26 protein-coding genes and 1 riboswitch are annotated in these 25,605 nt (G+C 58.0%); of the genes, 20 read left to right on the top strand and 6 right to left on the bottom strand.

Annotation, left to right across the window (positions count from 1 at the left end; genetic code table 11):
- Positions 1-57 precede the first annotated feature (57 nt).
- The gene (locus tag C5L39_RS06665) at positions 58-1,146 is read right to left on the bottom strand and encodes an HAD-IB family hydrolase (protein WP_123048095.1); all 1,089 of its coding nucleotides are present in this window, start codon (positions 1,144-1,146) and stop codon (positions 58-60) included.
- A 150-nt stretch (positions 1,147-1,296) separates the two neighbouring features.
- Here C5L39_RS06665 and C5L39_RS06660 point away from each other — a divergent pair, with 150 nt between their 5' ends.
- The 19 genes from C5L39_RS06660 (at position 1,297) to C5L39_RS06570 (ending at position 20,726) form a co-directional block, all read left to right on the top strand.
- Complete coding sequence (locus C5L39_RS06660; protein WP_123048094.1) at positions 1,297-1,572, top strand: glutaredoxin family protein; 276 nt, start codon at positions 1,297-1,299, stop codon at positions 1,570-1,572.
- Positions 1,573-1,686: 114 nt separating this feature from the next.
- Entirely contained in the window at positions 1,687-3,030 is a 1,344-nt protein-coding gene (locus C5L39_RS06655; protein WP_123048093.1) for a glutamyl-tRNA reductase, read from the top strand.
- 4 nt (positions 3,031-3,034) lie between these two features.
- Positions 3,035-3,934, top strand: a complete 900-nt coding sequence (hemC, locus tag C5L39_RS06650; RefSeq protein WP_123048092.1) for a hydroxymethylbilane synthase — start codon at positions 3,035-3,037, stop codon at positions 3,932-3,934.
- A gap of 23 nt (positions 3,935-3,957) precedes the next feature.
- Complete coding sequence (locus C5L39_RS06645) at positions 3,958-4,329, top strand: hypothetical protein (protein WP_123048091.1); 372 nt, start codon at positions 3,958-3,960, stop codon at positions 4,327-4,329.
- A 219-nt stretch (positions 4,330-4,548) separates the two neighbouring features.
- Positions 4,549-6,312, top strand: coding sequence for a bifunctional uroporphyrinogen-III C-methyltransferase/uroporphyrinogen-III synthase (locus C5L39_RS06640; protein WP_165858001.1), 1,764 nt, complete (start codon positions 4,549-4,551; stop codon positions 6,310-6,312).
- Positions 6,313-6,376: 64 nt separating this feature from the next.
- Positions 6,377-7,408 carry a porphobilinogen synthase gene (gene hemB, locus C5L39_RS06635; protein WP_342767898.1) on the top strand — a complete coding sequence of 344 codons (1,032 nt, stop codon included), beginning with the start codon at positions 6,377-6,379 and terminating at the stop codon, positions 7,406-7,408.
- Entirely contained in the window at positions 7,405-7,980 is a 576-nt protein-coding gene (locus tag C5L39_RS06630) for a hypothetical protein (protein WP_126268741.1), read from the top strand. Before hemB ends, C5L39_RS06630 begins: the two co-directional genes overlap by 4 nt.
- A gap of 6 nt (positions 7,981-7,986) precedes the next feature.
- On the top strand, positions 7,987-8,481 hold the full coding sequence (locus tag C5L39_RS06625; RefSeq protein WP_126268740.1) for a hypothetical protein: 495 nt from the start codon (positions 7,987-7,989) through the stop codon (positions 8,479-8,481).
- A gap of 11 nt (positions 8,482-8,492) precedes the next feature.
- Positions 8,493-11,117, top strand: coding sequence for a heavy metal translocating P-type ATPase (locus tag C5L39_RS06620; RefSeq protein ID WP_123048086.1), 2,625 nt, complete (start codon positions 8,493-8,495; stop codon positions 11,115-11,117).
- Positions 11,118-11,179: 62 nt separating this feature from the next.
- Positions 11,180-12,250, top strand: a complete 1,071-nt coding sequence (gene hemE, locus C5L39_RS06615; protein WP_425453863.1) for a uroporphyrinogen decarboxylase — start codon at positions 11,180-11,182, stop codon at positions 12,248-12,250.
- Positions 12,250-13,641: a protoporphyrinogen oxidase gene (locus C5L39_RS06610; protein ID WP_123048084.1), complete on the top strand. Its 1,392-nt coding sequence runs from the start codon at positions 12,250-12,252 to the stop codon at positions 13,639-13,641. The genes hemE and C5L39_RS06610 overlap by 1 nt, the downstream gene beginning before the upstream one ends.
- A 16-nt stretch (positions 13,642-13,657) precedes the next feature.
- A riboswitch (guanidine-III (ykkC-III) riboswitch) is annotated at positions 13,658-13,721 on the top strand.
- 15 nt (positions 13,722-13,736) lie between these two features.
- Positions 13,737-14,051: a DMT family transporter gene (locus tag C5L39_RS06605; protein ID WP_123048209.1), complete on the top strand. Its 315-nt coding sequence runs from the start codon at positions 13,737-13,739 to the stop codon at positions 14,049-14,051.
- Between the two features lie 63 nt (positions 14,052-14,114).
- Positions 14,115-15,431: a glutamate-1-semialdehyde 2,1-aminomutase gene (gene hemL, locus C5L39_RS06600; RefSeq protein ID WP_165858000.1), complete on the top strand. Its 1,317-nt coding sequence runs from the start codon at positions 14,115-14,117 to the stop codon at positions 15,429-15,431.
- Positions 15,432-15,442: 11 nt separating this feature from the next.
- Positions 15,443-16,045 (top strand): histidine phosphatase family protein, encoded by a 603-nt coding sequence (locus C5L39_RS06595; RefSeq protein WP_123048083.1) that lies wholly within the window; start codon positions 15,443-15,445, stop codon positions 16,043-16,045.
- 1 nt (position 16,046) lies between these two features.
- Positions 16,047-16,646 (top strand): TlpA disulfide reductase family protein, encoded by a 600-nt coding sequence (locus C5L39_RS06590; protein ID WP_123048082.1) that lies wholly within the window; start codon positions 16,047-16,049, stop codon positions 16,644-16,646.
- Entirely contained in the window at positions 16,646-17,461 is an 816-nt protein-coding gene (locus C5L39_RS06585) for a cytochrome c biogenesis CcdA family protein (protein WP_123048081.1), read from the top strand. The genes C5L39_RS06590 and C5L39_RS06585 overlap by 1 nt, the downstream gene beginning before the upstream one ends.
- A 33-nt stretch (positions 17,462-17,494) precedes the next feature.
- Positions 17,495-19,156, top strand: a complete 1,662-nt coding sequence (locus C5L39_RS06580; RefSeq protein WP_425453862.1) for a cytochrome c biogenesis protein ResB — start codon at positions 17,495-17,497, stop codon at positions 19,154-19,156.
- Positions 19,157-19,311: 155 nt separating this feature from the next.
- Positions 19,312-20,346: a c-type cytochrome biogenesis protein CcsB gene (ccsB, locus tag C5L39_RS06575; RefSeq protein WP_123048080.1), complete on the top strand. Its 1,035-nt coding sequence runs from the start codon at positions 19,312-19,314 to the stop codon at positions 20,344-20,346.
- A 116-nt stretch (positions 20,347-20,462) separates the two neighbouring features.
- The gene (locus C5L39_RS06570; protein WP_123048079.1) at positions 20,463-20,726 is read left to right on the top strand and encodes a helix-turn-helix domain-containing protein; all 264 of its coding nucleotides are present in this window, start codon (positions 20,463-20,465) and stop codon (positions 20,724-20,726) included.
- Positions 20,727-20,744: 18 nt separating this feature from the next.
- On the opposite strand, the gene C5L39_RS06565 is transcribed toward C5L39_RS06570, so the two are convergent.
- Entirely contained in the window at positions 20,745-21,074 is a 330-nt protein-coding gene (locus tag C5L39_RS06565; RefSeq protein ID WP_123048078.1) for a hypothetical protein, read from the bottom strand.
- Between the two features lie 72 nt (positions 21,075-21,146).
- Between C5L39_RS06565 and C5L39_RS06560 the strand changes: the two genes are divergently transcribed.
- Positions 21,147-21,485, top strand: coding sequence for a DUF4229 domain-containing protein (locus C5L39_RS06560; RefSeq protein WP_123048077.1), 339 nt, complete (start codon positions 21,147-21,149; stop codon positions 21,483-21,485).
- Positions 21,486-21,504: 19 nt separating this feature from the next.
- Here C5L39_RS06560 and C5L39_RS06555 read toward each other — a convergent pair whose 3' ends face one another.
- From C5L39_RS06555 to C5L39_RS06540, 4 genes are all read right to left on the bottom strand, one after another.
- On the bottom strand, positions 21,505-22,440 hold the full coding sequence (locus tag C5L39_RS06555) for an AEC family transporter (protein WP_123048076.1): 936 nt from the start codon (positions 22,438-22,440) through the stop codon (positions 21,505-21,507).
- Positions 22,441-23,331, bottom strand: a complete 891-nt coding sequence (locus tag C5L39_RS06550; RefSeq protein ID WP_123048075.1) for a 1,4-dihydroxy-2-naphthoate polyprenyltransferase — start codon at positions 23,329-23,331, stop codon at positions 22,441-22,443. It lies immediately after the preceding gene.
- A gap of 162 nt (positions 23,332-23,493) precedes the next feature.
- On the bottom strand, positions 23,494-24,792 hold the full coding sequence (locus tag C5L39_RS06545) for an LLM class flavin-dependent oxidoreductase (RefSeq protein ID WP_123048074.1): 1,299 nt from the start codon (positions 24,790-24,792) through the stop codon (positions 23,494-23,496).
- Entirely contained in the window at positions 24,792-25,574 is a 783-nt protein-coding gene (locus C5L39_RS06540; protein ID WP_123048073.1) for a 3-oxoacyl-ACP reductase, read from the bottom strand. Before C5L39_RS06540 ends, C5L39_RS06545 begins: the two co-directional genes overlap by 1 nt.
- Positions 25,575-25,605: the final 31 nt, after the last annotated feature.

Here is a 25,605-nt window from a genome sequence, read left to right as displayed (position 1 = left end):
TTGAAAATTAGCCGCCGTCTATTCCCTTTGGGGAGTGGGCGGCGGCTAATTCTATTTCTAGGAAGGTCGCTGGTCCGGCTGCTCCGGCTGGCCCCGGTGGAACATCCGCCAGCTTCCGAGGCTAAATGCTGCGGTTGCCAACGCTGGCAGGCCGAAGGCGCGGACTGCGCGACGTAGGCTGCGATAATCGCGAACCTGCCAGCCACGGCGTGCAGCTTCCTGGCTGAGCTTTTTGTCTGGGTTGATGGCCACTGCGGTGCCCACCATGGAGAGCATGGGAATGTCGTTGATCGAGTCTGAATAGGCGGTACAACGAGCTAGATCTAATTGCTCGATGGCTGCTAGAGCTGCCACTGCGTGCTTTTTTCCGGGACCGTGCAGGATGTCACCGACTAAGCGACCAGTGAATTTTCCATCCTCTACCTCCGCCACAGTGCCTAATGCTCCGGTAAATCCGAAACGCCGAGCGAGAATCTGGGCCAGCTGTACTGGTGTCGCAGAGACCAGCCAAACCTGGTGTCCCGCAGCCAAATGCAATTGGGCGAGTTCCCGAGTGCCGGGCCAAGCCTTTTCGATCATGGAAGAATCCACGATCTCTTCGCATAACTCGACCAAATCGGCGACATCTTTGCCCTTGATGAATTCCAAGGCTTGATTGCGGCCAATCGCGACGTCTCCCGCATTTTCAGAGCCAGTGAATCGGAATTTAAGCTGCTTCCAAGCAATGGGGACGACCTCTGAGAAACGGAAGTAGCGTTTGCGTGCCAGGCCGAGTGCAAATACGACCATGGATGAGCCCTGAATCAGGGTGTTATCCACATCGAAGAAGGCAGCTGCGCCGATATCTTGCGGAATATCCGGGTCCGGGATGCTGATATGGATCCCGCCGGCAGCCTGAATAGAGCCGGAAACCGAATCCACTCCGGAGGAGAAGGCATCGAGCTCGATGCCGAAGGTCTCTTCTACCGCAGCTGCGGCTGAAGCCTCTCCGGCAGCTCGCTGGGACTGTTCATCGATTGGTGGCAGGGCTCGGTCTTCGAGGAACCTACGCAAGTTGCCACGGGAGGCGCTCCAGCTGGCCAGGAACTCTTGTGGGGAACCTGGGAAAGAGGATTCGCTGTTCATCGGATCCACTGCGGTGTCCATGCCTTTCTGTCGGTTCCGGGGATTTGCCGTGCGTATGTTCGGCGGCCATTCCTCGGCTCGGTATCGTGTCTATCGTAGGCTCCACATCATTATGACGCAGGGGTCAGATCGCGATCGCCTAGTCGGGTTCACAGCAGGAAGCGAGTAGTCATGTCACACACAGTGGAGCTGATGGTTCGAGCCTCGTGCGGATCATGCGCCAGGGTCGCCGCGCAGATTGCTCCGGTAGTCGAATCCGCGGGTGCAGTTTTGGAGATTCTCGACGTCGATGAGGACCGGGGCTTGGCGGTGGAGTTTGGTGACCGCGTCCCCGTAGTGGTCATTGATGGTGAAGAATTTGCTTGCTGGGAAGTCGATGATGCGGAATTGGCGCAGGCGCTGGTGGGGGAGCCTCCGCACACCGTTCCAGACCCCCGTCGGGTGTAGGGTGCGGGCATCGATACGGTTTTCAGTGCTGTCGGGGGTATCCTTTTGTTTGATCCGCTCCGGAGGTGCGCCACGCCACGGGGTCTGTCAATGCTGAAAGCGGTGAAGGTAAACGTGAGTGTGCTTGTCGTGGGAATGTCTCACCGATCGGCGCCGGTAGCTTTGCTCGAGAAATTGAGCATGGATGAGACAATCCGCAATGACACCACCACCAAGCTCGTGCAACGTCCCGCGCTCAGTGAAGCGATGATTGTCTCCACTTGCAACCGGCTGGAGATCTACTCGGTAACCAGTTCTTTTCACTCGGGAGTCCAAGACGTAGTGGAGGTGCTCCATGAAATCTCTGATGTCGATATCGATACTCTTCGTGGTTACCTCTATGTTCGTTATGCCGACGCCGCCGCGGAACACATGATGGTGGTGGCTGCAGGCTTGGATTCGATGGTCGTAGGCGAACAGCAGATCATTGGCCAAGTGCGCACTGCCTATCAAGAGGCCGCAGGAAAAGGTGCCGTTGGACCTGCCCTGCATTCCTTGGCTCAGTCTGCGCTGCATACCGGCAAGCGCGTACACGCCGAGACTGATGTCGATGATGCGGGCGCCTCGATGGTGTCGGTGGCTGTAGATGAGGCGCTAGGTCATCTTGGCGTGGACAATCTCCGTGGACGCCGCGCGTTGGTGCTTGGTGCCGGTGCGATGGCCTCATTGGCAGCTACCTACCTAGGCAAACTCGGAGTTGATCAGCTGGTCATCGCTAACCGAACTCGTTCCCGCGCAGAACGGCTCGCAGAGCATTCCAGAGAAGCTGGAGTGCCAGCCGAAGTCGTGAATTTCGAAGACCGTGCGGGTGCTCTTTCTGGAGTTGATCTAGCAGTCTCGGCTACCGGAGCAGATGATTTCACCATCACTGCTGCGGATGTCCCCGAGCAAAGGCATGCAGGTCTCACGCTGATTGATTTGTCTATGCCGCGCGATATCGATGATGACACCGCTGCTCTGGCCGGGGTTCATTTGGTCAATATTGAACGCCTGCACCAGACGATATCCGGCCGCGGCGAACACGCGATTGGGCACCAAGAGGCGCTCAATATCGTCGCTGAAGAACTTGATTCCTACAGTTCCGAACAGCGAGTTCGAGATGTTGTGCCGGCTGTTTCTGCTTTGCGGCGACATGCTGCTCAGCTGGTGGATGCAGAGCTGGAACGCCTGCGCTCACGAACGAGCACGATGGAAGAGTCGGATTTCGAAGAAGTAACTCGGACGGTACGCCGGGTCGTCGATAAGCTGCTCCACCAGCCGACGGTGCGAGTGAAAAAGCTCGCTGCTGAATCTGGGGTTGTTTCCTATGAATCTGCACTTCAAGAACTATTTGGGCTAGCAGCGGAGGGCACCGCCGTCGCAGTCGATGTGTCAGACCTGCCCGAAGGAAAAATCGGCATCAATGAAAAGGAACTCTGAGAACATGACTTTGAAGATTGGAACGCGCGGCTCGAAGCTGGCAACCACTCAGTCCGGGCACATGCGTGATGCACTGATCGCGGCTGGTTTTGCTGCAGAGCTGCACATCGTTACCACCGCGGGGGACGTCAATATGGCGCCCGTCGAGCGTATTGGAGTCGGTGTCTTTACCCAGGCTCTCCGCGACTCTTTGGCCAATCATGAATGCGATATTGCCGTTCATTCCTTCAAGGATTTACCGACAGCCTCGGACGAGCGCTTCCATCTGATAGTTCCAGTTCGCGCAGATAACCGTGAGGCACTGATCGCTCGTGATGGGCTCACCCTCGAGCAGCTTCCGCACGGAGCGAAGGTCGGTACTTCTGCACCGCGCCGGATCTCTCAGCTTCGAGCGCGACGTCCCGACCTGGACATCCGTCCCTTGCGTGGCAACATCGATACCCGGATGGGCAAGGTGACCTCCGGTGAACTAGACGCCGTGGTGTTGGCCTTTGCCGGGCTATCTCGAGTAGGGCAGGGCGACCGAGCTACCGAGGTATTTTCCCCGGAGACCATCATCCCGGCTCCGGCTCAGGGAGCATTGGCAATTGAATGTCGTGCCGATGACGCACAGGCCCGGGCCGCAATTGACTCTCTGGTTGATTCCGTCGCCTACACCGGCGCAGTTGCCGAACGGATCGTGCTCAATCGCCTTGAAGCTGGTTGCACCGCGCCAGTGGCGGCGCACTCGAGCATCGTTAATGGTGTCATCACGTTGAACGCTGGCGTGTTTTCCCTCGATGGGCACACCCAACTGACCTGTACTGTCTCCGGTTCGGATCCAGTCGAGGTCGGTGAACAGGCTGCTAGAGATTTGATCTCGCGCGGTGCTGCCGAGGTAATGGCAATCAGTAATCCGGGCTGAATCTACTAGTATTAAGGCCCATCATGGCGAAAATCCAGATTACTGAGCAACAGGTAACCATCCGACTTGATTGGTGGGAGAAGATCTCTGCGCGCCGTTCGCATCTGTCTGTTCCCATTCGTGCCATCACCGGGGTCTCCGTCGTTGCTGATGCTTGTGAGGTCGCAGGCGCACTGAAGAAGGCTGCTGGCGGCACACAGGCTCGTCCTAACGATGTCACCGGCACTATCAACACCACCACGGCCGAAGGCGACGTCGACAGCACCTTTTCTGCTTGCCACGGACATGGTCCAGGGATCGTCTTAGATCTGGATTCGGCCACCGTCAATCACATCATTATCTCTACCTCTGAGGCAGAGCATTACGCTCAGCAGCTCACCCAATACATCGGGTAACGAAAGCCACGTTTTTCGTATTCAGGGGTTCCTAACTTAAGGTGTGAATACCACACGGTGAACGCCCCGTGAGCGATATGGCCCCTTTAGGGCCGGGCGATCGAGACGAAGGTCTTGATCGTGATCGCTAGCGATGGGCGTGCATTTGTGTCCTGACCTGTTGTGAAACCCATCCTCGGCCCGTTTATGGCGGCGGGCCCGACACTAGAAATGATCCGTATGAGCATGGTCCCTCAGACCTCCCAGCCGGGAAAGATCGTCTTCGTCGGCGCTGGCCCCGGCAACCCCGATCTGCTGACCGTCCGTGCCCGAGAGGTGCTCGCCGCAACCACAATAGCTATCACCGAGGAATCTGTTCTTACAGGTGTCCGTGAGGTCGTGGCAGCTGCGTTACCTGTTCCTCAAGACAAGCTCGACGCAGCAGAGGCTGATTACGAGCGCATCTGCGCTGAGGCCAAAGCCGCTGGCGCCAGGCGTCGCCCGGTACGTCCGGCTCCGCCGACTGCCGCTGATATTCGGGTGTCAGTTGCTCAAGATCCCGCGGGGATCGCCCAGCAGCTCAAGGACGCACTCGTCGAGTCCTCGACTGATGTCGTCCGACTGGTCGCGGGCAATCCTCTGACCCGAGATACCACGATGGCGGAAATCGCCGCAGTGGCAGCTTTAGGGTTGGAATTCCAGGTTGTTCCTGGAATGTCCTTGCCCTCAACGGTCCCGTCTTTCGCAGGTATCGCACTCGGCTCGACCTACACCGAGGCCGATGTCACCTGCGGCCACGTCGATTGGGATCAGTTAGTTGGCGCCCCGCAGCCGCTGGTACTTCAAGCCACCTCGGAAGATTTGAGCACCATTGCGCAGGAGCTCATCGCCCGAGGGATGAGCCCGGAGACCCCATTATCGGTCACCGTCAACGGCACGACCCGGCTACAGCGCACTCATGATGCCACGTTGGGCACCTTGGGGCGCTTGGACGTGGATCTGCCCGGCCAACTCGTGGTCACCATGGGCAAGGGCGTTGATGACCGAACCAAGTACTCCTGGTGGGAAAACCGCCCGCTCTATGGCTGGCGCGTGCTGGTGCCTCGTACCAAGGAACAAGCTGGCCCGATGAGCGCTCGGCTGTCTTCTTTCGGTGCGATTCCGCAGTCCGTACCCACGATTTCGGTGGAACCGCCGCGTAACCCCGCGCAGATGGAACGTGCGATCAAGGGCATCGTTGAGGGGCGTTACCAGTGGATCGTGTTTACCTCTGTCAACGCTGTTGCCGCAGTGTGGGAAAAGATCGTCGAGATCGGCCTGGATGCTAGGTCGTTTGCTGGCGTCCACTTGGCCGCAGTTGGCTCGAAAACTGCCCAAGCTATTCGCGATTTGGGTATGACTCCGGAATTGTTGCCGCCGAGCAACCGCCAAAACGCAGCTGGGCTGGTTGAAGTATTCCCGGATTACATCGAAGACCTCGATCCAGTCGGGAGAGTGTTGCTACCGCGTGCGGATATCGCCACCGAAGTCCTCGTCGACGGGCTTTTGGAATCCGGCTGGGAAGTTGACGATGTCGTCGCCTACCGCACCGTCCGTGCTGCTCCGCCATCAGCGGAAATCCGCGAATTGATCAAATCCGGCGGTTTCGACGCGGTCTGCTTCACCTCATCCTCGACGGTGAAAAACCTGGTTGGAATTGCGGGCAAGCCGCATCAGCGCACGGTCATCGGCTGTATTGGCCCGATGACCGCGGCTACTGCCAAGGAGATGGGGCTTCGCGTCGACGTGGTCCCGGAGGTCGCCGAGGTCCCCGACCTTATCGACGCCCTAGCAAAGCATGTCGCCAACCTTCGTGCGGCAGGGCAGCTGCCTCCGCCGCGGAAAAAGCGTCGCGCTCGTCGCAAGTCGGTGCAGAGTCCCCCGGTTGATAACGTGGCTAAAGATTCGGCGGCAGAGATCGTGGAAGAGTTCATCGACACTGACTCCGTAGTCGAAGAACAATAAGCCTAGGATGGGGCGGCAAGCCCCGACTACTTCGCTCATCAGCGAGGAAGGATCGACCTCTCCAGTGACTACGTCGTCCCAGCCACAGCCTTCCACCCCGCCGTTGCCTCTACGTCGGCCTCGCCGGCTTCGTAGCAGCCCGGCTATGCGGGAGATGGTGGCTGAAACTTCTCTTCGGCCAGCGGATCTGATTCTGCCGATGTTCATTGCCGAAGACCTCGACCAACCTCGGCCGATTTCCTCGATGCCCGGTGTCTATCAGCACACTCCGGACTCTTTGCTCCGAGCTGCACACGAGGCACTTGATGCTGGAGTGCGTTGCGTGGATCTGTTCGGAGTCCCCCGCGAGGAAGACAAAGACGCCGAAGGAACAGTTTCTTGGGATCCCGAAGGGGTACTCAACCGTGCGCTATCAGCATTGCGGGCGGAGTTCGGCCAGGATCTGCTGATCATGGCGGATACCTGCCTCGATGAGTTCACTGACCATGGCCACTGCGGTGTGCCGGGACAGGATTCTCGGGGAAACACGGTCATCGATAATGATGTGACCTTGGCGCTTTATCAGCGGATGGCGGTCGCTCAGGCTGCCGCCGGTGCCCATTTGGTCTCGCCTTCCGGGATGATGGACGGCCAAGTGCTGGCTATTCGTGAAGCGCTTGATGAAGGTGGCTTCGAGGACGTCGCCATCATGGCCTATTCCGCAAAGTACGCCTCCGCCTTCTACGGTCCCTTCCGGGAAGCAGTCGGTTCCTCCTTACAAGGCGATCGCCGAACCTATCAGCAAGACCCAGCAAACTTCCGGGAATCTCTGCTGGAGGTCCAATTAGACATCGATGAAGGCGCGGACTTTGTCATGGTTAAGCCCGCACTTCCTTATCTCGATGTTCTACGCGCGGTCGCAGATATGTCCCCAGTCCCAGTAGCGGCTTATCAGGTCTCCGGCGAGTACGCGATGATTCAAGCCGCCGGAGCCAAGGGCTGGGTGGATTTGGATGCAGTGATGATGGAATCACTGACCTCGATCAAGCGTGCTGGCGCGAATCAGATCTTGACCTATTTCGCCACCGATGCCGCCCGTTTACTATCCGGACAGTGACTCAAGTGACTCCCACGAAAGACTCGGCTCCTAAGTCTGCTGCGCCAGAAAAAGAGAGCATGCCGGAATCAGTTCGGCTCTTGCTCATCCTCTGGGTCGCGGCCATCAGCGGTGAAATCGTTCACCAGCTGCTCAATATCGCTATTGGGCTTATGGATCCTTCGGTGCTTATCGCCGCAGCCAAAGAAGGCATGGATGCAGACACTGAGGCAGTCAGTGATGCCGCGGTGTCTACTTCCGTATATGCCTCCATCGTCATTGCTGGGACCGTCGGGATCTTGATCATGGCGCTTTTAGCCTGGATGCTTTCACAGTTGCGTCATCGCTCTCCAAAGGCCGGAATGGCTCGGCGCATGCTGATGTTTTTCGGCATTTACTTCGGCTTCCGGGTTTTGATGATCTTCATCGCCATTCCTGCCGATAATGACGTGCCGATCGCGATGTATCTCATCGATGGCAGCCTTCAGATTCTCGTAGGCGTCGCCGCGACCATGGGGCTGGTATTCTCCTTCCGTCCGGAGGTACTCGTCTGGACCCGCGAGATTGAATCCGGCAAAACCACTAGGAGCTGAGACCCCATGCCCAGCATGTTCCCCGGGATGTATCCCTCACCGGATGATCTCAACCGTTCTCCCGCGTCACCGCGTACTGCTCCCGATGTCTTGCCACGTTCTTTGAAGTGGAGCTATTACCTCTCAGTCGCAGCAGCGATCGTCATGGTTGTCTCGGGCTTGGTGCTGCTGACCGGCACCTACCCTGCGGGTTCACCGGCCTCCCAAGAAGTCATTGATGCCTTTTTGAGCAATGTCCGCTTCATGGGTGTGTTTAATATCGTTGCCGGTCTAGTGATCGCAGCGCTGGTGGCACAGCTCAAAAGCGGCAGCGTGATCTCACGAAGAGTGTTGGTCGGGGTCATCGTTGTGACGATCTTTAGTAATGTCGTCGCTTTCGCCATCCAAGTTGGCGGGATAGCCATGATCGTCATCGTTGTGCTGCTGGCAGTGGCAGCGCTATTGATGTTTCGCCCCGACGCCAGCCGCTATATCGTGCATATGAGCGGTCGGAGCAACTAATCTTCGACAGTATGGACCGAAACGACGAACAGGTGGCCTCCTCCATTGAGCTGGCCCGCAGCGCTGCCCGTGCCGCCGGTTTCGACGATCAACCGCATCAGCTCGATCAGAACATAGATCCGACGGATCGTCCCAAGGTGTCCTATGCCTTTGAACTAGACGGTCTCAAAAACGCCCCTGATATCGCAGATATCGAAGCTGCCTTGGAACAGGTTCCCGGGGTATTGGTACGCATCGTCTATCCCGAAGCCACCGCTTGGGTTACCGCTCCAGATACTTTGGATCCAGATGTGCTCGTCGAGATCATTGCTGGCTTCGATGTTTCAGCGGTCCTGACTGATTCCTCACTGCGACGTCGCGTGCAACGCGCCTTGCCAGGGGAGGGGCTTAACCAGCGCACAGAAAGACGCAACTGGCGGCGTCGTCGCGGGATGTCGTTGAAATTCCGCCGGCATCTTGATGATGAGGCAAGAAACCTCGAGAAGGCTCGACGTGCTGGCTTTTTGAAGCAACCCATCGAAGGGATTCGCGAACCAGAGGATTTACATCCCCAGGATTTGTTGTTTACCGCCCGAGGTTTGCTGACCACAACCCGGCTGGTGATTGTTTTCTTCCTGACCGTCCCGGTTCTGTTGATGTCTTATGTACCCAGCATGCAGTTTGATGGTTGGCAGTGGGTCACCCTCGCATTGGCCACACCAGTAGTGACTTGGGGTGCCTGGCCCTTCCACCGGGCAATGGTCGGCGGCCTGCGGCGTGGCTTAACCGCGTTGGACGCTGCTAGTTCGGTGGCGATTATCGCGGCGTATGTCTGGTCGTTGATTATTTTGATCTTTACCACTGCGGGAGATCTGCGATGGCGGACCAGCCCTCAATGGTTTGCCTTCAACCACGATCGAATTACTGACGGCGAACTCTTCTTAGACGTCGCCTGCGGGATGACCTTGCTGCTGCTAGCCGGTCGGCTGCTGACTATGCGTAGTCGCGTCAGCCTGCTTGATGAGATAGAGGAACGCCGACCAGACGCTCAGAAAATGGTGCTGATGGTTCCCCGGCACCGTTCTCCAGGTGCGCCCAAAGGAAAAACTCGGCCGGAGCAGATCCCACTTCAAGAGATCAATGTCGGCGATGACATCATCGTCACCTCCGGGCAGATTATCCCCGTTGATGGGACCGTCGTCGGTGGTTCCTGCAAGGTAGGCCGTGGTTTGATCGCCACCAGTGAGCAAGAAGTCGAAGAAGCCAAGGTCAATTCCTACGTTTATGCAGGTACCCGCAACCTCGACGGCCGAATCAAAGTTCGCGTCGCCTACACCGGCCACCGCACTCGGCTGGCAGCTATTCACCGTTGGGCCGCTAATGCGAACGTGAAGCAGAACAAGTCCACCATGCTCTCTTCGCGGACCGCCGCCATGCTCATTCCCGTAGCACTGAGTCTGGCTACCATTGACTTCCTACTGTGGGCATTGATCTCAGGCAACTTCAACGCAGCTTTTGCTACCTCCTTGGCAGTGCTGGCCAGCGTGGCTCCGGTGGCGTTGGCCATGTCACCTGCCCTGGCTATTCGCTACGCCGGCGAGGCAGCTGCCCGTAATGGCATCCTTATCCGCGATAGCGTTACTATCCGGCGCACCGAGATGGTCGATACCGTCATCTTCAACCGCGTGGGCACGCTAGCGGAACCGGACATGTTGGTAGAAACCATCACCGCCGATCGGGGAGAAAATCCTGAGCTGGTTTTGCGGGTAGCCGGTGCGCTAGCCCTAGAATCTGATCACCCGGTCTCCCGGGCACTCGTTCGCGCCGCCCGCGAAGCCAGGGATTCTGGTGCCGGTGGCGAAGATATTCCCCATTGGATTGACGTCCATCATGCGGAGATCAACCACGATGGCGATTTCACTGGTCTCATTAACCTTCCGAGCATTGATAGCGAGGGGGTAGAGCACCGGAACCAAGTCGATGCGATGCTCTGGCGACCGAGGAATATGGCTGACCTCGAGGGGCGGCTGGCAGTAGCCGCCGTATCCGGCGGAACTCCATTGGTGGTGCGCTGGAAGGGCCGTGACCGAGGCGTCATTACCCTCTATGACTCCGTAAAACCGGACGCAGAGGATGCGATCGCAGAGCTAGAAAATCAGGGCATCGACACGATGATGCTCTCCCGTGATGCCTATCCGGTGGCTAGGCGTATTGCCAACCGGATCGGCATTGATCAAGTGTTGGCTGGCATCGCGCCGGGCCGCAAACCTCAGACGGTGCGTTCGGTGCACACTCGCGGAGCGACTGTAGCCATGGTCGGGGATGTTTCGGTCCTGGATTCATTGCGGGTCTCTGACGTAGCTATCCTCATGGGCACTGACACCCAGGTCGACCGCATCGCTCAGTCTGGACACCCAGACGTGGACATCATCGTCTTAAGGTCTGATGTCTCGGCAATCCCGCAGGTTATTGCGCAAGCCCGGCGCGTGTGCCGGATCATCGATCGCAACATTATTCTTGCCTGGACCTATAACGCCTTGGCCTTGTTGGCCTCAGTGGCGGGCGTCCTGCACCCGATGGCTGCCACCGTGCTCATGTTGGGTTCTTCTCTGCTGATCGAGGCTCGTTCTAACCGCGCTCGCACCTTCCGGCGCTGAGCCGAGGAGCTATGGGGGCAGGGGTTTCGCCTTCCGATGGATTCTCGACCACAATGGGGAGCATGACTCGCCGACATTTGACTGATGCCCCGCTTCTCGACGCCGCGGCTGGTCGCACTCCGACCCGCACTCCGGTGTGGTTCATGCGACAGGCTGGCCGTTCCCTGCCCGAGTACCGGCAGGCTCGTGTGGGCATTGACATGCTCGACTCTTGTTTCATGCCAGAGCTGTTGGCCGAGATCACCATGCAGCCGGTGCGCCGGCATGATGTGGACGCAGCTATTTTGTTCTCCGATATTGTTGTGCCGCTCAAGGCCGCCGGGGTCGGAGTGGAAATCGTTCCGGGCCGCGGGCCGGTGCTGGAGTCACCCATTCGCAGCCGGGGAGACGTCGATAAGTTCCCGATCTTGGACACCGATGTCCCAGAGGTCGCTGCCGGGATCGAGATCATTTTAGATGAGCTCACTGATTCTCAGGCGCTCATCGGTTTCGTTGGTGCTCCTTTCACGCTGGCCAGCTACCTGGTCGAGGGCGGGCCGAGCAAGAACCACGAGAAGACCAAAGCCATGATGCATGGTGAACCGGAAACATGGCACACCCTGATGCGGCGCCTAACCCCGACGATCATTCGCTTCCTACAACTACAGGTCGACGCTGGCATCGACGCGATGCAGCTCTTTGATTCCTGGGCAGGTTTCCTCACCGAACGCGACTACCGCGAGTTTGTTTTGCCTTATTCCATCGAGATCCTCTCGGCGGTAGAAGACGCGGGTATTCCGCGGATCCACTTCGGCGTGGGCACGGGAGAACTGCTCGGTGCCATGAGTGAGGCCGGCTCCGAGGTTATGGGAGTGGACTGGCGGGTGCCCATGGATGTTGCCGCAGCCCGTATTCGGGCCGCCAGTGGTCCGAAGGTGATTCAAGGCAACTTGGACCCCGCGACGCTCTTTGCTGGAAACTCCGTCGTCGCTGCCGAGGTAGCGCGCATCAAAGCCGAGGCACAACGCGGCATTGACGCAGGCGATGCCACTGGGCACATTTTCAATCTCGGGCATGGCGTCTTGCCCAACACTCCGGCTGAGGCGGTCACTGAGGCCGTGGCCATCATTCATTCCGACAGCAAGGAAAACTAGTGCGCTATGCCATTATCGGGGCCGGCCTTTCCGGGTTGACCTGCGCTACTGAGATTCGCCGGGCAGACCCGGAAGCAACCATCGATGTCTATGAGGCAGAGGATCGAATCGGCGGCAAATTGCTGACGGTGCCGTTTGAATCTGGCCCCACCGACATGGGGGCGGAGGCGTTTTTGGCTATTCGTGCTGATGCCACTGCCTATTTTGAATCCCTGGGGTTGAGTAAGTATCTGGTGAGCCCTTCTGGGCTGCGTTCCACCGTCTACAGCGGCGGCCAGCTCCATGATCTTCCTACTGGCGGAGTTATGGGAATTCCTTCGAGCTCAGCACCAGTTGCCCACCTGGTGAGCGCGGATACCGCAGCGCGGATCGATGCCGAGGGCGAAGCTGAAGCTATTGACTGGCAGCTCGGCCAAGATCAGAGCATCGGCCGACTCGTGCGCGAACGCTATGGCGATGAAGTCGTTGACCGAGTGGTTTCTGCGTTGCTCGGCGGGGTCTACTCCTGCTTGGCAGATGATTTAGGGGTCCGGGCTACGGTCCCGCAGTTGGCTGCAGCGCTTGATGCCTTGGCCCAAACAGGGGAGAAGGTCACTCTTTCTGCGGCGGTAGCTCGCTGTGAAGCGGCGCGCCCACAGCGCAAGCCTGAAGATAAGCCTGCTCCGGTGTTCGCTGGGTTCGAAGGCGGATATGCCGTGGTTTATGAGGCACTCGCTGAAGCCTCTGAGGCGGATATCCACCTCGATGCCTTTATTACCGGAATTACCCGAGAGCTGCGTGGCTACCGAGTATCCGGGGGCGAGGAAGGGCTCTACGATCGAGTAATTCTGGCTACCCCAGCACCAACTACTGCAATGCTCCTACGCGCGGTGGCTCCAGAGGCTTCTGCCTCCTTGAAATCCGTCAAGCTGGCATCTTCGGTAGTGGTGGGAATGAAATTCAATTCGGATGCTGGGTTGCCGGAGAAATCCGGAATCCTGGTGGCCGCCGATGAGCCGGAGATGCGTGTCAAGGCGTTTACCCTTTCCTCGAAGAAGTGGCCGCATCTGGGCCAACGCGGTGGGGCACTGGTGCGCGCGAGCTTCGGTCGCTTTGGCCAAGACGATCTGGTTCGTGCTGCTGAAGATGATCTTGTCGACTGGGCGCTGGATGATCTGCAGAAAATTACCGGTTTCGATGGCCGCGACGCTGAACTCTCTGAGATTTATGTGCAGCGATGGTTTGGTGGGCTACCGAGATTCGATGAGACTCATCTAACTACCGTCGACACCGTCCGCTCTGAGCTGGTCGAGGTACCAGGCTTGGAAGTTGCCGGTGCGTGGGCCGGCGGGGTCGGCGTTCCAGCGGTGATCGCGGATGCCCGCAAGGCAGTGGAGCGTTTGCTAGAGTAGGCCAAATCACACTAGCTCTGACCGACACGGTCGGGCCCGGACGAGGGAGCCGTACCCGGTTACGCGACAAGACGGCCAGAAAGCTCGTCGTGACTATCTCTTGGCTAGTTCTACTCGTATCCGGCGCTTTTGAAGCAGTCTGGGCGATCGCTCTAGAACGATCTGCCGGATTTACTAAACTCGGCCCCTCTCTCGTATTCTTTGCTGCTCTCGCGGTCTCGATGTCTGGACTGGCGTGGGCATTGCGGAGTCTGCCATTGGGGACGGCTTATGCGGTGTGGGTAGGGGTAGGCGCCTCGTTGGCTATTGTCTATTCTTTCGCCACCGGGCAAGAGGCGATCAGCCTGCTCAAAATCGTGTTTCTCCTGATGATCGTGGGTGGAATCGTCGGCCTCAAGCTCGTGAGCTGAGGATAATGTCTGATCTAATCAGGCAGGGATAACCCCGGTTGACCCCGTCCGTATGATGGGAGCATGACTTTCGCCGATGTGACCTCCGCTCACACGTCTGCGTCCGCGCAGCAGTTCGAACGAGCCCGTGCTCTTATCCCTGGCGGGGTGAACTCCCCGGTCCGAGCCTTCGGCTCTGTTGGTGGCCGGGCGAGGTTCATTGAATCCGCTCATGGCTCCACGCTTATCGACGTCGATGGCAACAGCTATGTTGATTTGGTCTGCTCGTGGGGGCCAATGATTCACGGCAATGCACACCCCGAGGTCGTCCACGCGGTCCAAGAAGCAGTGACCAGGGGATTGTCTTTCGGCGCTCCTACTAGCGCCGAGACTGATCTAGCCCAGATGATCGTCGATCGCACCTCCGTTGAAGAGGTTCGTCTGGTCAACTCCGGTACCGAGGCAACCATGTCGGCAGTGCGATTGGCTCGTGGTTACACCGGGCGCGACAAGATTTTGAAGTTCGAGGGTTGCTACCACGGCCACGTGGATGCTCTGCTGGCTGCTGCCGGATCCGGAGTGGCTACCTTTGCTCTGCCCGAATCCCCAGGTGTTACTGGAGCCACCACGGCGGACACCATCGTGGTGGCCTACAACGACCTTGACGCAGTGCGGGCAGCTTTCCGTTCCCACCCGGGCGAGATCGCCTGCATTATTACCGAGGCCGCAGTGGGAAACATGGGCACCGTCGCACCTGAAGAAGGCTTCAACGCCGCGCTGAAAAAGATCGCTCATGAAGACGGTGCGCTGCTGATCATGGATGAAGTCATGACCGGCTTCCGCACCTCCCATGCCGGATGGTTCGGCGTGGATGGAGTCGCAGGCGACCTGAGCACCTTCGGCAAAGTGGTCTCCGGTGGACTACCTGCGGCTGCTTTTGGCGGCCGCGCCGAGATCATGGAACGCCTAGCTCCCAATGGCCCCGTCTACCAAGCTGGCACCCTCTCCGGTAACCCGGTGGCGATGGCTGCGGGAATGGCTTCTTTGCGGTTGGCCGATGAATCGATCTATCCCACGCTGCAGGCTAACGCTGATCGTCTCGCGGGATTGATCTCCCAGGCGCTCAGCCGCGAGGGTGTGGCACACCACATTCAGCGGGCCGCAACGATGCTCTCGGTACGATTTGCAGAAGGGGAGGGTCATAATTTCGCGGATATGAAAGCCGCAGATACTTTCCGCTTTGCCCCGTTTTTCCACGCACTGCTTGACCACGGTGTTTACGCCCCACCGAGCGTATTCGAGACGTGGTTTGTGTCCACCGCACTTTCGGACGATGATTTTTCTCGGATCGAGGACGCACTCGTCCCCGCCGCGAAGGCCGCCGCCGCTGCAACCGCCTGAAGGAATAACTTATGAGCACCACGATCGTTCACCTCGTCCGTCATGGCGAAGTCCACAATCCAGCCCGAATCCTCTACGGAAAACTGCCTGGCTACCATCTTTCCTCGCGAGGACGTTCCCAAGCGGCGCGCACCGCCCAGGAATTTTCCGGCCACGATGTCACCTACCTCGGTGTTTCGCCGATGCAGCGTGCTCAAGAGACCGCTGAACCTTTTGCTGAAATCACCGGCAGTGAGGTCAACACCGTCGAGGAGATCATCGAAGCAGGTAACCGCTTCGAAGGTCTGCGCACCAAAGGCTGGCGTTCTCAGCTGTGGAACCCGGCGCGTTGGCCATTGATGTTTAACCCCATTGAGCCCAGCTGGGGCGAGCCCTATGTGGAGATCGCCGAGCGCATGATGGGGGCGGTATATGCAGCCCGAAACAAAGCCGAAGGCCATGAAGCGATCTTGATCAGCCATCAGCTGCCCATCGTCATGGTCCAGCGTTTTGCTCGTGATCTTCCGCTTGCCCACGCGGGCAGGCAGTGCGAACTTGCCTCGGTGACTTCCTTGGTCTTTGAAGGCGAGGAAATCAGCGACATCTTCTATTCCACCCCGGCGAAGGCCATCTGAGATGCGCCGAACCAGCGCGGCGGCACTCCTGCTGGCCCCACTACTGTTGTTGAGCGCCTGCGCCGACTCCGAGAGCGCGCAGAATGCAGTCGCGGTGGGCGGTACTTTCCAATTCCATTCGCCCGGTGGACAGACTGAGATCTTCTACGAGGAAGATGAACGAGCCCAGCTACAGAGCTTCTCCGGAGACTCTCTGATGGAAGAAGGCGAGACCATCAGCTTGGATGATTTCGCTGGGGAAGTTGTCGTCCTCAATGCCTGGGGGCAGTGGTGCGCCCCCTGTCGTTCCGAATCAGATGATCTCCAACTAGTCCAAGAAACATTGGAACCTCTTGGTGGCACTGTGCTGGGAGTCAATGTTCGTGACTACAACCAGACCATCGCCCAAGATTTCGTCACCGATAACGGTCTGACCTACCCCTCGATTTATGACCCGCCGTTTCGCACGGCAGCCTCTCTCGGAGGTGTCCCCACCTCTGTCATCCCCACGACTATCGTGCTAGATACTGAACACCGGCCGGTGGCAGTGTTCCTGCGTGAGGTCACCGCCGATGACATCCTCGATGTTGCCCTTCCGCTTGCGGAAGGATCCGAGCTCTAGTGACAGTTGTTCTTCTCTCCCAAGCTGGGATCGCCGAGCAGTTTGCTGATGCGGCGGTCTCTGGCCCATTGTTACTAGGCATTCTCGCGGCCGCTGCAGCTGGCCTCGTTTCTTTTGCCTCGCCGTGCGTGGTCCCGCTAGTGCCCGGATATATGTCCTATCTGGCTGGAATCGTCGGTGGTGAAATGACCGTCGATGAGAAGCTTGGCCCGGTGGTAGCTAAGAAACGCCAATGGGCAGTCGTTGGTGCCGCACTGCTGTTTATCCTCGGCTTTACCGTGGTATTCGTGTTGGCCACCGTGACGGTGTTCGGTGCCATCAGTCTGTTGACCTTGAACGCTGAGACGCTCATGCGCGTCGGCGGAGTCATCACCATCATCATGGGTCTGGTGTTTATGGGACTAGTTCCCGCCATGCAACGCGACACTCGAATTGCTCCCCGCCGATGGACTACCTGGCTCGGGGCCCCACTTTTGGGCGGGGTATTCGCCCTGGGTTGGACTCCTTGCCTTGGACCCACACTTGCGGCGATTATCTCGGTCTCGGCGGGCACTGAAGGAATCACTGCCGCCCGAGGTGTGCTCTTGATTGTGGGCTATTGCCTTGGCCTTGGTCTACCGTTTTTGCTCATTGCACTAGGCTCGGCGCGTGCGATGCGCTCCGTCGGTTGGCTTAGTAAGCACTCTCGAACCATCCAGATCATCGGTGGCATAACGATGGTCCTTATCGGTATCGCGCTGCTTACCGGCGCCTGGGCCGAGTTCATCAACTGGGTCCGTCAATGGACCGTCGAATACGGTGCAAACGTTATTTAATTCCTCCCCTTCTAGGGTGCGGAAGAATAGGAAATGGAAAACAACGCGATGCGCATAGTGTGGAAATATCTCAATAAGGCCTGGCACTGGCTCAGCAGCATGCGTACCGCTTTGGTACTGCTGTTTCTACTCGCGATCGCGGCTATCCCTGGCGCGTTGCTGCCGCAGCGTAGCCTCAACGAGACAAATGTCAATGAGTACATTGCCAACAATGGTCAATTGGCTGAGGTCTATGACCAGTTGCAACTATTCGACGTATTCGAGTCGCGGTGGTTTGTCGCCATCTTCGTGCTGCTGACCATTTCTTTGGTCGGTTGCATCCTTCCTCGTACCTGGGATCACTACAAGGCGATGAAGACCCCGCCGACCCGTGCGCCGAAGAACTTGGAGAAGCTTCCACTACACGCGAAAGGCGACCTAGACCAACCACTTGAGCAAGTTTCCGCGCAGGCTAAGAAGCTGCTGAAAAAGTGGAAGATCTCCGAGTATCAGCCGGAAGATGACCGTGCGGGCGCTTTCTCCCTGGCTGCTGAACGCGGCTATGCCCGCGAGCTAGCCAACTTAATCTTCCACTTGGCACTGGTCGGGATGCTGGTGACTATCGCAGCCGGCCGTCTGGTCTACTACGAAGGCCAAGTCATTGTGGTGACCGAGTCTGGAAATTATGAGACTCCGGAGATCGCCCAGAACACTGAGTTCTGTAATACCTCCACGGCAAACTTCGATTCTTTCCGCGCCGGGGCCTTGTTTGATGGGACGGGGCTGAGCACCTTCTGCTTTGATGCGCACGATTTCACTGCGGACTATCTCTCTAATGGCCAGGCGGAGATGTTCACCTCGAATATCTCCTATGCCGTGGGCGATGACATCTTCCTGCCGCAGGAAGAGTGGGAAGATTACCAACTCAAGGTCAACCACCCGCTGCGCGTATCTGGTGACCGTGTGTACCTGCAGGGCCACGGCTACGCCCCGACCTTTACTGTCACTTGGCCGGATGGGGAATCTCGCACTCAAACCATTCAGTGGCGTCCGGATGATCCCACCTACTTCCTGTCATCCGGAGTCATGCGCTTTGACCCGCCGGCTGGCACCTACCCGGATCTCTATGAGCGACGTCAAAACCAGATCGCTATCCAGGGACTGTTTGCTCCCACCGCTGAGTGGACGGGTGACAACGGCGAGCTATTGACCTCGCAGTATCCGGCGATGCTTGACCCAGCTGTCGCCATCGATGTCTATCGCGGTGATGCTGGACTGGATACCGGTAGCGCGCAGTCACTGTTTAGCCTGGATACTTCGCTGTTGCACTCGGGCCAATTGCAAAAGATTGAGCGAGTCAACCTCACACAGGGTGAAGAAGTCACGCTCGACGATGGCACCGTGATCACCTTCGATGGCGCGAGCGAATTTGCGAACTACCAAATCTCCCGTGATCCTTTCCAACCGTGGGTACTGGCCACTGCAGTCATCATGCTGGCTTCTTTGGTGGGCTCGTTGATTATCAAACGCCGACGCATCTGGATCCGGTTGCGCCCCACCGCAGATGGAACGGGCACTCACCTCGAGATGGGTGGCCTAGCACGCACTGACCGTGCAGGCTGGGGCTCTGAGTTCGATGAGATCTATCGCAGTTTGCTGGGATTGCCGGATCCCGATGAGGTCGAGGAAGATGACCTTATCGACGACCGTGACTGATCACGCAGATTCCGTTCCGCAACGCCGAACTTCCGCTCTCCACCGAAAGTTGGAGAAAAAGGGGGGTTGGGGGTTGGAATCGCCTGTGCCGGTGGGGTAGCGTCACTGGAGTATTTAAGACCGGATCCGACTTTGAACCGAGGGTGTCCCGCACCATGCCTGTCAATCAGACTCTCTCTAGCTTCTCCGACACCGCCTTTATTACGGCGCTGTTTATCTATCTGGCGGCGCTAGTGCTTTCGATGGTTTATTACGTCAAAATGCTTAACGTTGTTGACGCACGCCGGATCCGCGCAGCAGCCGCAGATCGGGAGCTGGTCAACGTCGGGGCTGGAGAGTCTAGCGATTCTCCAGCTGCGGACGCTGACCTCGCAGACGGAGACCTCGTCGAGGAGTACATCTCGGACGAGGAGATGTCCCGTCGAGAGGCCGCAGCTAACAAAGTTGGCGGAATGACCCAGGCGCTGATCTGGTTGGGCGTTTTAGTCCATGTCTCGGCAGCAGTGCTTCGTGGCCTAGCCACCTCGCGGTTCCCCTTCGGAAACCTCTACGAGTATGTGCTCATGATTACCGCCTTCACCATGGTGGTGGCAGCGATTGTTATCCAGCGTAAAGAGTGGCGCATCGTATGGCCCTGGTTGCTGATTCCGGTTCTATCGCTGATGTTTTTCGGTGGCACCAAGCTCTACTCTGAGGCCGCCCCAGTCGTTCCGGCACTGCAATCTTTCTGGTTTCCCATCCACGTCACCACAGTCTCCGTCGGAGCCTCGATCGGTATGGTCTCCGGTATCGCTTCTTTGCTTTACCTGCTGCGGATCTGGCAGCCAAAGGGCAAAGAGCGAGGCTTTTTTGGTGCACTAGCTAAGCCGTTGCCGAACGCTAAAAAGCTGGATGCGCTGGCTTATAAAGCTGCGATTTTCACCTTGCCAATCTTCGGTCTGGGTGTCGTTCTCGGCGCGATCTGGGCAGAAGCTGCGTGGGGTCGATTCTGGGGTTGGGACCCGAAGGAGACTGTCTCCTTCATTACCTGGATCCTCTACGCTGCGTACCTGCACGCGCGAGCCACTGCTGGCTGGCGCGACCATAAGGCCGCTTGGATCAATATCGTGGCCTTGGCCACCATGATCTTCAACCTGTTTTTCATTAATATGGTGGTCTCGGGACTGCACTCCTACGCTGGGTTGAACTAAATCGTAGATGCTCATGAAAAACGTATCTAGACCTTAGCCTGCCCTCAGCTGGTGCCGGTAGTGTGACTGTGATCGATTACTGATCTATCGCTACTGTTAATCCAGGGAAGGCCATCATGACCGGTACGTCCACACCACGCAAAAAAATTGGTAAGCCTGCTGGTGACATTCCCACGTTGATTAACCTGGGCGAACAGCTGGGGCAATTCCGGCGTGATAGCGGCCGCCTGCAGCAGGACGTCGCTACCGCAGCAGGGGTATCTCGCTCCACCTTGCACACCATCGAGCATGGCGGTGCGGGGGTGCGCTGGGAGAAAGTCGCGGCCGTGGCCCATGCGCTAGGGCTGCAAATGGTATTTAAAGAGGACCCCGCGCGCTAATACCGTTAATTCTCCCCGTTAATCCTCAGACGGGGAGGAGTTGCCATCCTCGATCTCTGGATCATTCTCCGGCTTGGCACTCGATCCCGAATCTTCTGGCTTGGTGTAGCGCTGTTTAGCTCGACGTACGCGTTCCTCGTCCTCGCGAGCAGCATCCTCGCGGGCGCGGCGTTGCTTAAAGTGGTTCTTTTCTATGTTCCAGAGGAACTCCTCATCATCATCGGGCCCTTTAATGGCCTTCGGGGTCGCACTGTCGACTTGGTTACGCTTCCATGAACTCGGCCCGAAAGCCTTCCATACCAAGACAATTGCGACGATGATAAGCAAGATAAGTAGCAGACGTCCCATGATGTCCTCCTTCTGGTCTTCCACTCTACGGGCTCTGGCGTCAACGCCCCGGCGGTGAGTAGGCTCAGGGTTGTGAGTGATCCGCAAACTGCCTCCCCGCATAGCTCTGAAGAGCCGCCCGAGATCGATCCCACGCTACAGCGAAGGGCTAATGTTGCGCTGCTGAAGTACGGCGGAGCTCGTCTCTTGCTGTTCCTAGCGCTCACGGTCATCATTCAGGTGGTGGCAGTGGTCATTGATGCCCCGGTGCCGTTGGTCATGTCCGCGCTCTTGGCATTGATCGTCGCCTTCCCCTTGTCCATGCTGGTGTTTCAGGGGTTGCGCCAAGAAGCCACCGAGTCGGTCGCTACCCGCACTCAGCAACGCCAGGCACGCAAGGATTGGGTCAAACGCGAGCTGGAGAGCCGCTGATTTATGGCCTAGTTTGGGTCTATTTGCCAAATAGGAACGCGATTGCCAGCATGATGGGCAGGGAACCGAAGGTAGTCAAAAACACGGTGTCCCTAGCTACGATGATGCCGCGCTGATAGGTCGCTGCGTAGTTATAAACATTTTGAGCGGTAGGCAGTGCTGCAAGAATGACACAAGCGTAAAGTTGCTCTGCTGGCAATCCCAGCCCTAGCCCGATTAACCAGGCCAGTAATGGCATTCCTGCCAGTTTCAGGGTGGTGGCCACGATGGTTCCTGGCCGATCCTCTAGCGAGCTCAGCGGTGCGGTTCGGCGCAGCGAGGAACCAAAGCTGATGAGAATCATCGGGATGGCTGCTCCACCGAGGATCTCTATGGGGCGCATGGCAGGGTCAGGAATGGTTATTCCGGTGAGCGCTACGGCCAAGCCTAAGAGCGAACCCAACATGATGGGATTAATCAGCGCAGAGCGCAGTGAATCAACAACTCTAGCTGCCGGCGAGCGGCCACCTGTCTTCCCCGAATTCAATCCAGCCAGGACAAATGGGGTAAATACCACCATCTGCAGGACCAACACCGGGACCACATAGGTAGCTCCACCCAGGACGTAGACGCTTACGGGCAGCCCAATATTGACCGAGTTGAAATAGCTTGCCGACGCCGCCCCCATCGTGGTCGTGGGGAGGTCCTGGCGGAAAAACAGCCTGGAGATGAGCAGATAGAGCAGGGAAGTACCGACCGTCGCAAAGAAGATGACCACGATGACCGGTGAGAACAACATCTTTGCCTCGGACTCAGCCACGGCACTAAACAACAAGGCTGGGGAAGCCGCATAGAAGGCCACCCGGTTGAGGACTAGTTGCTCGCGTTCATTGCCAATGATGCCGAACCGCGCCAATAGTGCACCAGCGCCGATAACGGCCAGGATGATGGCGAATCCGGTAATGACTCCGGACATTTACACCACCGGCGCGTTGAGGAAGAGGACGACCGCGGTGATGACCGACCACAGCAGCATTGCTTGTCCGGTGGTGGCCAGCACGGGGATCAGCGCCTGATCTTTGGCCCCACGGACAACGGTGCGCATCCCGGCGATGGCCAAGGGAAGGGCTAATAAGCCCAACAACAGTGGTAACAGCTCACTAGCCAATAACAACGAGATGATAAATGGCGTGGTAGCTAAGCCAGCATAGAGCCGGCGGGCGTTGGTATCACCCAGACGTACCGCCAAGGTGATCTTTCCGGTGGCCGCATCAGTGGGGATATCGCGCAGGTTATTGACCAGGTTCACACCCGAAGAGATTGCCCCGATGCCTACGGCCGCACCCAGACCCACCCAGCTCAGCGCACCAGCCTGAGTGTATTCGGTACCTAGAACTGCGACTAGGCCGAAGAATACAAACACTGCCACCTCGCCCAAGCCTCGGTAGCCATAGGGGTTTTTCCCGCCGGTATAAAACCATGCGCCAGCGATACACACTGCGCCAACCACGATCATCCACCAAGCACTACTCAGTGCCAGTGCGATGCCAGCCAACCCGGCGATGCCGAAAGCGAAAAAGGCAGCATATTTAACCTGCTTCGGATTCGCTAGCCCTCCGCCAGTGAGCCGTTGCGGGCCGGTCCGGTCTTCGTCGGTGCCACGAATTCCATCTGAGTAATCATTGGCATAGTTGACCCCAATGATCAGTGCCCACGACACTGCTAGTGCAAGCAAGGCCCGCCACCAGGAGAAACCGCCTGCGTAGGCAGCGGCGCCGGAGCCGGCGATAACGGGAGCGAAGGCATTGGGCCAAGTGTGCGGGCGGGCGGCCTGCCACCAGTCCCGCGGGGTAGCGGTAAAGGACATGCCGACTATTGTCCTCCATTGCCTCAGCGCATGCGCGCTGGGGGCGAGTGGATTATCCAGAGAGGTTTTTACCTCGTAGAGTGTGCGTAATTTTCAGTTCACTCGGACTTTTGTGCCGTTATCAAAGTCTTCAAAACCAGGGCATCGACTGATCTGGAGTGGTTAGTTGATATTTAGGTACTGCGGTAGGCCAAGATGCGAGCGAAGGGTGGTTCCTTCATAGCTTGTCCGGAACAACCCGCGTTGCTGTAGCTCTGGAACTACAAGATCCACAAAGTCCTCGATGCCGCCGGGAAGGGTCGGCGGCATCAGGTTGAATCCGTCGGCACCGCCACCTTTTATCCAGCGTTCGATTTCATCGGCGATCATTTCTGGGGTGCCGATGAAAGTGGCATGACCTCCGCCAGCGGCGAGCAATCCGAGCAATTCCCGCACGGTTGGTTGAGCACTGTCAATGATTCGCAAAATAGTAGCGTATCGACCCTTTGGGCCGGTGAAATCCGCTAATGGCGGTAGCTGTGGTACTGGTTCATCTAAGACCCAGTCGGAGGTGTCACATCCGACGAAAAACGCTAGCTGACGGAGTGAATCAGCTATCGGTAGGTAGCTGTTGAGCTCGCGCTGTTTTTCTTTTGCCTGTTCCACGGTGTCCCCGATGTAGGTGACCAGCCCCGGCATGACCGCGATCTGGTCTGGGTCACGCCCAAGCGCTACGGCCCGAGAACGAATGTCTAACCGGTATTCTCTGGCCATATCCAAGTCCCAGGCCACAGCGTAAATCCCCTCGGCGTGGCGGGCGGCGAGGTCACGTCCGGGTTCGGATGCACCAGCTTGGAAGAGCACCGGCCGGCCCTGCGGTGGTTGCGGAAGATTGAGCGGTCCTGCTACCTCGAACCAACGGCCTCGATGATCGAGGAACTTGAGCTGTGCTTGTTCGGTGTAAATCCCAGCTCGGTCGGCGGTAATAGCTTCCATCGGCCAGGAATCCCAAAGCTTCTGCAGTACCTCAATGAACTCGGCAGCCTTTGCATAGCGCTCGGTATGCTCGGGCAGCTCCGTCATGTTGTGGTTCTGGGCTTCCGCATCGGTCATCGAGGTGACCACGTTAATACCCGCGCGTCCACCTGAGATGTGGTCGAGGCTACCGATGAGCCGAGCAGCGTGGAAGGGATGCCAGAAGGTGCTGGAAACCGTAGTGACCAGTCCGATGTGTTCGGTGGCCTGGGCCAGAGCCGTCAACGTGGTGATCGGTTCAAGGAACCAGACAGGACCGCTGCCGATGCCGCCGAGCCCAGCTGCTTGGCCGTCGGCGAGGAAAATGGCGTCGAAAAGTCCGCGTTCCGCGGTACGCGCCAATTCTTCCCAATAGGCGATCTCACCTAGTCTGTCCACGCTAGAATCCGGTGTTCGCCATGCGCCAGCGTGATGGCCAGCGGCAAAAGCGAAAAGGTTCAAGTGCATTAGTTCAATACCAGTCCGCCGTCGACGACTAGATTCTGCCCGGTGATGGCGCGTGACCAGGGAGAAGCAAAAAACAGGACTGCATCGGCCAGCTCTTCCGGAGTGGTCACCGAACCCAACGGGGTACCCGAGGCAATAGCATCGAAGACTTCTTGCGGGGTCGCCGCGCTGGCATCAGTGGTGCGCAGTAACCCTCCGCTGACCATGTTGACGGTGATGCCACGCCCGCCCAAATCCATCGCAAGAGTGCGAGTCAGGGACAGTAGCGCGGCTTTGGCAGCGGTGTAGTCGTGGTAGGGGACCACCGGGTTCTGGAAAAGGTTGGTGCCGATGTTGATGACTCGGCCATGTCCAGCACGCTCGAAATCTGCCAACGCAGCCTGCACCACGTTCAATGCGCCACCGACTGCTCCCTCAAATTGCCTATTAAAGCGTTGAAAAGAGATATCCTCGGCTTTCGGTCGGGCGTTTCCGTCGAAGGAGAAGTCCACCAGTGCGCTGTTGACCACGGTAGATACCGGTGCACCGAACGCACTCGAAGCCTTGGCAAAGAGTTCATCAACCTGAGCTCGGTCACGGACGTCGGCTTGCAGCGCAACCGCACGCCCGGGGTGAGCGGCGGCTAGCTCTTTAGCTGCTGCCGCACTGGCATGATAATTGATTACTACGCTGGCTCCTTCACGGAGAAATGCCTCGGCGATATGACGGCCAAGTCCGCGGGCAGCACCGGTGACTAGTACAACCTGTTCGGAGATCTGGGTTGCGGGAGAAACTTCATTCATCAAAGAGGTCCTTCGGGGTTGAGACGAAGGA

It is taken from the genome of Corynebacterium alimapuense (assembly GCF_003716585.1).
Lineage (GTDB): Bacteria > Actinomycetota > Actinomycetes > Mycobacteriales > Mycobacteriaceae > Corynebacterium > Corynebacterium alimapuense.
This window is presented reverse-complemented; position numbering and strand designations above follow the sequence as displayed.

Excerpts from the sequence above, each read along its gene's own strand:
- hemE (WP_425453863.1), top strand. The coding sequence starts at position 11,180 with ATGACTCGCCGACATTTGACTGATGCCCCGCTTCTCGACGCCGCGGCT.
- hemC (WP_123048092.1), top strand. The coding sequence starts at position 3,035 with ATGACTTTGAAGATTGGAACGCGCGGCTCGAAGCTGGCAACCACTCAG.
- C5L39_RS06595 (WP_123048083.1), top strand. The coding sequence starts at position 15,443 with ATGAGCACCACGATCGTTCACCTCGTCCGTCATGGCGAAGTCCACAAT.
- C5L39_RS06645 (WP_123048091.1), top strand. The coding sequence starts at position 3,958 with ATGGCGAAAATCCAGATTACTGAGCAACAGGTAACCATCCGACTTGAT.
- C5L39_RS06580 (WP_425453862.1), top strand. The coding sequence starts at position 17,495 with ATGGAAAACAACGCGATGCGCATAGTGTGGAAATATCTCAATAAGGCC.
- C5L39_RS06565 (WP_123048078.1), bottom strand. The coding sequence starts at position 21,074 with ATGGGACGTCTGCTACTTATCTTGCTTATCATCGTCGCAATTGTCTTG.
- C5L39_RS06625 (WP_126268740.1), top strand. The coding sequence starts at position 7,987 with ATGCCCAGCATGTTCCCCGGGATGTATCCCTCACCGGATGATCTCAAC.
- C5L39_RS06570 (WP_123048079.1), top strand. The coding sequence starts at position 20,463 with ATGACCGGTACGTCCACACCACGCAAAAAAATTGGTAAGCCTGCTGGT.
- C5L39_RS06550 (WP_123048075.1), bottom strand. The coding sequence starts at position 23,331 with ATGTCCTTTACCGCTACCCCGCGGGACTGGTGGCAGGCCGCCCGCCCG.
- C5L39_RS06660 (WP_123048094.1), top strand. The coding sequence starts at position 1,297 with ATGTCACACACAGTGGAGCTGATGGTTCGAGCCTCGTGCGGATCATGC.
- C5L39_RS06545 (WP_123048074.1), bottom strand. The coding sequence starts at position 24,792 with ATGCACTTGAACCTTTTCGCTTTTGCCGCTGGCCATCACGCTGGCGCA.
- C5L39_RS06665 (WP_123048095.1), bottom strand. The coding sequence starts at position 1,146 with ATGGACACCGCAGTGGATCCGATGAACAGCGAATCCTCTTTCCCAGGT.
- C5L39_RS06540 (WP_123048073.1), bottom strand. The coding sequence starts at position 25,574 with ATGAATGAAGTTTCTCCCGCAACCCAGATCTCCGAACAGGTTGTACTA.
- C5L39_RS06555 (WP_123048076.1), bottom strand. The coding sequence starts at position 22,440 with ATGTCCGGAGTCATTACCGGATTCGCCATCATCCTGGCCGTTATCGGC.
- hemL (WP_165858000.1), top strand. The coding sequence starts at position 14,115 with ATGACTTTCGCCGATGTGACCTCCGCTCACACGTCTGCGTCCGCGCAG.
- C5L39_RS06590 (WP_123048082.1), top strand. The coding sequence starts at position 16,047 with ATGCGCCGAACCAGCGCGGCGGCACTCCTGCTGGCCCCACTACTGTTG.
- C5L39_RS06640 (WP_165858001.1), top strand. The coding sequence starts at position 4,549 with ATGAGCATGGTCCCTCAGACCTCCCAGCCGGGAAAGATCGTCTTCGTC.
- ccsB (WP_123048080.1), top strand. The coding sequence starts at position 19,312 with ATGCCTGTCAATCAGACTCTCTCTAGCTTCTCCGACACCGCCTTTATT.
- C5L39_RS06620 (WP_123048086.1), top strand. The coding sequence starts at position 8,493 with ATGGACCGAAACGACGAACAGGTGGCCTCCTCCATTGAGCTGGCCCGC.